Consider the following 5,797-nt stretch of genomic DNA (forward strand, 5'->3'; position numbering starts at 1 on the left):
CGATCGCCAATTACAATAAAGCCATTGAACTCCAACCCAATGAAGCTCTTTACTACTCAAATCTTGGATTTTCTTACAACAATCTAGAAGATTACGAAAGTGCGATCGCTAATTACAACAAAGCGATTGAACTTGAACCCAATGAAACTTCTTACTATACGAATCGTGGCAATTCTTATGCCAAGGCGGGAAATACACAGAAACTAATTGAAGATTACAACAAAGCGATTAGTTTAAATCCAGATTTGGCACACAAGTATCACAATCAACTTGGCGACCAATTTTACGCTCTGGAAGATTACGAAAGTGCGATCGCCAATTACAATAAAGCCATTGAACTCCAACCCAATGAAGCTCTTTACTATTCAAATCTTGGATTTGTCTATAAAAATCTAGAAAACTATGAGAATGCGATCGCCAGCTTTACCAAAGCGATTGAACTCGAACCCGATAATGCCAGTCATTATACTAATCGAGCAGAGATATACTTTTCATCCAATGCAACAGAAAAAGCAATTAATGACTACAACACTTTAATTAGCTTAAATCCAGATTTGGCACATGAATATCATAATCAACTTGGCGATTTATTTTATAAATCAGAAGATTATGAAAAAGCAAGTGTGGAATACGTTAAAGCGATTGATCTAGAACCAAATAATACTCTTTACCATGCAAATCTGGGATATGCTCATAGCAATCTAAAACACTATGAAAGTGCGATCGCCAGCTTTACCAAAGCGATTGAACTCGAACCCGATATTGCTTCTTACTATAGTGAGCGAGGAGATCAATTTTATAATCTAGAGAATTATCAAGAAGCGATCAGCAACTATACTCAAGCCGTTGAACTAAAACCCGATATTGCTCTTTACCATGCAAACCTAGGATATGCTCATAGAAATTTAGAAGACTATGAGAATGCGATCGCTAACTTTGCCAAAGCGATTGAACTCGAACCTGACACTGATGTTTTATACAACCAACGCGGCGATCTATTTTATAAATTAGAAAATTATACCAGTGCAATTGAAGATTATGCTAAAGCGATTGAACTAAAACCCGATAATGCTCTTTATTACTCAAATCTCGGATCTACTCATAGAAAGCTAGAAGATTATGATAGTGCGATCGCTAACTTTACTAAAGCGATTGAACTTGAACCGAATAATATACAAACATATCGTTCAAGAGCTTTTGCTAAATTCAAAATGGGAGATAATGAAGGAGCTTATCAAGATCTGACTGAATCTATTCGTATCAACCCTGAAAACGTTAGCAATTACGAACAGCGCGCCCAGCTTCTAACAACTATGGGAAATAAAGAAGAAGCAAAAAGGGATTGGGAAAAAGCAGCAGAACTCTATCGAGAACAGGGAAATACTGAATCATCTCAACTTGCTTTAGAGGAAGCCAACAAACTTTAAGGTTGAGTTATGACTACAGAATATCCATATTTAGAAGTACAAAAACCAGATGGTAATGAGTATGTCATCTGGTTAAAAAATCTTTTTCAAAAACAGCATGAAGTTAAACAAATAGCTATTGGTAGAGCGGACGATAATGACATTGTGCTACCAGACCCCAACAAACAAATTTCCCGCAAACATTGTGCTTTAAAACTAGAGGTTGGACGCTGGTGGCTGATAGATGAGGGTAGTGCTAACGGAACTTTTTTGCAGAAAGCTAATGCAGAAGAAATAGATGTACGTTGGGATGGCAAAGTAGCTCTTGTAGATGGTAATACTATCTTAATTTTGGGTAATTTATCTACTAATGAAGAACCTATATTTTGGCGGTTTACTTTTAGAGATCCTGGCAACACCAGACGAGTCGTAAGTTATTATCCTGCTGTTGGCTTAGAATACGATCTAACCAAGGAAAAGTTAGTGCGAGTAGCCAAAAACAGAAGACAGGAAATATTGCTCACGCCGCAAGAAAACGCTTTGATAGGCTACATGACGCAAAAAAATCAAGATAATGGTAACAAAGCTGTTATATGCAGACATCAGGAGTTAATTGAAGCAATCTGGCTCAATCCTTTCGGCTGTACAAAAAACGCAATAACTCGTTTGGTTTGGGGTCTGCGCAATAAAATTGAAGTTGATTCTGGAGAACCGAAATTTCTTCAAACTGTTAGAGGACAGGGCTATCGTTTGGAAATTCGGATTACGAGCTAATCAAATTCTAATGAATCAATCATTTTGGCGATCGTGGGTTCAAATTTGTTAAATTTATCTTCTTCTGCGGTATATGTAACCACGTATGCGCGATCGTCTATTAGCGTCCAACTTTGCATAACTTTCAGCGTTTTATTATTCGTTTGTCGCTGATAAACTACCCGTTCGGCAGGTTGATCGTTTAAAGTTATAGATTCAGAATTAAGAACATCTTTTGTTATATTCTGATTGATTTGCTGCAAAGTTTTTTCAGTAAATTCTTCTAATGGTAAGTCATAACTTTCTACACTAACGATTAAAGACTCTTGAAAAGTATCATTGTCGTCTTCTTTAGGAGAAATAAACTTTCCTAGCTCATTAGTAATAGGTTCTCTTTGTACTTTCCAATCATTAGGATATAGCAACTTTATTTTTCCTTTTTGTGGTTCAAAAAGCTCAATATTAGTAAATTCTTGCTGTTGTTTGGGAGATAATGCTAAGTAAATAAAGCTAACTAGCCCAACAAATATTACTCCTAAAATCCCTAACGTAATCAAGTTCTTAGATGATTTTTTGGTTTCCGAATCTGAGCCGATTAATACGGTTGTTTTATCTTTTGAGTTTTTATACTTAGGAAGTAAAAGAGTCAGAAATTCTTCAACCGTTTGAGGACGATCTTTGGCAGAAAAAGATAGTCCTTTCATGACAGCATGATTGACGCGATCGCTTATACCAGGGGCTGAAGTTTTTAAAGGTTTAAGAGGATCGAGATTTAAGTTTCGCAAATCTTCTTCTCTATCATTTGCATTGGGAATAACTTTTTGAGTCAGCAAAAAATAAAGAGTTCCTGCCAAAGCATAAACATCCGTATAAGGAGCTTGCTTTCTCCTGGAAAAATACTGTTCTATAGGAGTATAGCCACCAGATAAATAAGCCGTCAGAGGGTATACGGGTGCGTTTTTGTTGTTTGTGCGATCAAATTGCCGAGCAGTACCAAAATCGATTAACATTGCGCCACTTCCATCCGAGCGAACAACGATATTATTCGGTTTTATATCGCGGTGTAAAAAACCTTGTCTATGAACCGAAATCAAAGCTTCGCCAATCTGTTTTATATATTCTACTGCTTCTGTTTCGGGCAAAGCACCTCTGCGAGCGACTATTTTTCCTAAGTCCTCTCCATCGACATGTTCCATGACGATGCAAGGTAATCCATCTTCTTGAATTATTTCATATATCTTAACAATGCGATCGTCATCATAACGTTTGCATTTAGCAATTCGCAATGCTTCATTGTAGAAATCTTGGCGAATCTTGTCGAAATAATCCTCTTGTTGAATTTCGTCATTAAGAGTTTTAATAACTACTTGTTTATCTTGCTCGTTTTTCGCCACATTATTATCTGCCAAAAAAGTAGCTCCAAAACCTCCTTGACCTAGTTTTTCAACAATAGTATATTTGCCATCTTGCAATGTTTTACCTTTTTGCCAATTAGCCATCTATTCTCCTTTGTCTTGGCAATTTGCTTAACTAGCTTAAAAAATACTTGATAAATTCACTGGTATTATAATTTTTCCCTAATTAATTAATAACAGCTTTTTTCCTTTATTTGGCAGACATCTGCAAATATCTTGGCAAATTGTATATGTGTGTAACATAAAAACAACTTAGCGTTATTAATTGTTCGCTTGCTACGCAAATGCCTAATCGAACCTTTGATGCCATTGGTCGAGAATAGACAAGTGGTTGGCAAAATATCTATGCAAACCCACCTGAAAAATACCTGCTAATTTTAGCGATCGCTTCCTCCTTAACTGTGTCAAAAAATAACTATTCAATCTGAGTGTTTTTTCTATTTCCAATAACTAAGATGTAGGTTACTGTTGCTGAAGTAAGTCAGCAAGTCAGCACTTTAATTAACGAGTAAGTATCAGTTATGATTACTGCCTTCATCAATTTAAAGGGAGGCTCGACTAAGAGCAGTAGTGCGGTTCACCTATGTCGTTATCTATTAGGTAAAGACAAAACTGTAGCTTTAGTTGATGCCGACTCCCAAGCCACTAGTTCCACCTGGATTAGTAATTTAGAAGACAACATACCCCGCCCCCAGATTTATCGACTAACCGAACCAGATCCTCTACTTGATGAAATACCAGAGATTGCATCATCGGCAGATTATGTAGTTATTGATGGTGCTGGGGGCTTGGCAGAGGTACAGAGAACAATTTTGTTACTCGCCGATTTGGTATTCATTCCAATTCAGCCTAGTGCGCCAGATATTTCAGCAAGTCATCAAGCAATCAAGGCAGTAAGTAGAGCCAGACAAATTAGAAGTGGCAAACCATCTGCCTATACATTTCTCTCCCGTGTAGTGCCAAAAACCTTACTGCTAGCAGAAGCCAGAGAGGTGTTATCGGCATATAAAGATGTTCCCCTACTCAAAGCAGAGATACCACAGCGTCAGGTAGCAGCGGATGTTATGGGACAAGGGGCGACATTATTCGATCTCAAAACTCGTTCTGCTAAAGAAGTAGCTAACTTTTACCGTCAATTATTCGATGAGGCTTTCAACTATGGCTCGTAAAAAATTATCCGATGCCCAAAAACAGTTTATCGCTGGTGATGACATGAATACTCAAGCAAGTCAGCAAGTACTTGCTGAAGCAAATACTCAAGTCAGTACTGAAATATCCGATCGCATCGGAGCGGATTTAAAACAGGAGTTATTTAGCGATCGCAAAACTAAAGAGTCTAGCATTAGATTTACAGTGGACATACCCGAATCGTTAAATAAAAGACTGGCTCAGTTGAGCGTAGATACGGGCAAACCTAAAACTGAATTAGTCAGAACCATACTAGATCGCGCATTAACCAGTCTTGATTACTGACTTGCTGAAGTAATTCAGCAAGTACATACTGTGTTTTAGATAAATAATCCCACATCAACCGAGAAAAATTCAGCTAAAGCTTTTGCTTGGGCTTTGCTAATAGGGCTAAATAGAAGGTTCGTGTCATATGGTGCAGCCTCCTCCTAAAACCTTTGCACAGCAAAGAATACAGCGATTGAACTTCTTTTATAAAGCGATCGCTCGAATATAAGTTACATAAATGTTTCTTAAAAACGCATCTATGGCAAAAAAACTTTGCCTAAAATGGAGGTTGGGATATATCAAAATACCTATACAAAGGCATTGTAAATTCGTCCTTAATTTTAAAAACATTGCCTAAAAGAGTCCAAACTAGGCAATGTTTACATAAATAATTTCGATCAAAAAAAGCCTCAAATGGGGTTGACAAAAGTTAAACTATTTCACCTTGATCCATATGACACCAACCTTCTATTTCCGCCTACTCACAAAATCTTTCGACCTTACTATTTTAGTAAATAGCGATCGCCTTATTTTCGGTTCGCCAAAAGTGTGCAAGACCCGCCTAATGGCGCAAAATCTTTAGAGTTATTTGGCGTAATACAATCGTTCATAATTAATCATCATCTGCACCTAAATATCTGTATACGCTAGCTTTAGATAGGTTATAGTCAGCCATCAAAGTTTTAATCAGCACCCCTTCTTTTCTTCTTTCCCGAAGCTCCTCAATCTGCTGAGTCGTCATTTTCCTTTTTCTGCCAAAAGCCACAC

At 37.3% G+C, this 5,797-nt stretch carries 6 protein-coding genes; 4 read left to right on the forward strand and 2 right to left on the reverse strand.

Features of this window, described 5'->3' with window-relative positions; all coding sequences use genetic code 11:
* Positions 1-1,427, forward strand: a 1,427-nt coding sequence (locus I4641_RS20025) for a tetratricopeptide repeat protein (RefSeq protein ID WP_229642357.1), incomplete at its 5' end; no start/stop codon positions are given.
* Positions 1,428-1,436: 9 nt separating this feature from the next.
* Positions 1,437-2,180 carry an FHA domain-containing protein gene (locus tag I4641_RS20030; RefSeq protein WP_229642358.1) on the forward strand — a complete coding sequence of 248 codons (744 nt, stop codon included), beginning with the start codon at positions 1,437-1,439 and terminating at the stop codon, positions 2,178-2,180.
* Here I4641_RS20030 and I4641_RS20035 read toward each other — a convergent pair.
* Complete coding sequence (locus tag I4641_RS20035) at positions 2,177-3,658, reverse strand: protein kinase domain-containing protein (RefSeq protein WP_229642359.1); 1,482 nt, start codon at positions 3,656-3,658, stop codon at positions 2,177-2,179. The genes I4641_RS20030 and I4641_RS20035 overlap by 4 nt on opposite strands.
* Before the next feature lie 437 nt (positions 3,659-4,095).
* On the opposite strand from I4641_RS20035, the gene I4641_RS20040 reads away from it, so the two are divergent.
* Together I4641_RS20040 and I4641_RS20045 are read left to right on the forward strand one after the other, a co-directional pair.
* Positions 4,096-4,743, forward strand: coding sequence for an AAA family ATPase (locus tag I4641_RS20040; protein WP_229642360.1), 648 nt, complete (start codon positions 4,096-4,098; stop codon positions 4,741-4,743).
* On the forward strand, positions 4,733-5,047 hold the full coding sequence (locus I4641_RS20045; RefSeq protein WP_229642361.1) for a hypothetical protein: 315 nt from the start codon (positions 4,733-4,735) through the stop codon (positions 5,045-5,047). The genes I4641_RS20040 and I4641_RS20045 overlap by 11 nt, the downstream gene beginning before the upstream one ends.
* Positions 5,048-5,642: 595 nt before the next feature.
* On the opposite strand, the gene I4641_RS24315 is transcribed toward I4641_RS20045, so the two are convergent.
* Positions 5,643-5,795: a helix-turn-helix domain-containing protein gene (locus I4641_RS24315; RefSeq protein WP_369426853.1), complete on the reverse strand. Its 153-nt coding sequence runs from the start codon at positions 5,793-5,795 to the stop codon at positions 5,643-5,645.
* Between the last annotated feature and the right edge of the window lie 2 nt (positions 5,796-5,797).

Source organism: Waterburya agarophytonicola KI4 (genome assembly GCF_020640915.1).
Classification (GTDB): domain Bacteria; phylum Cyanobacteriota; class Cyanobacteriia; order Cyanobacteriales; family Xenococcaceae; genus Waterburya; species Waterburya agarophytonicola.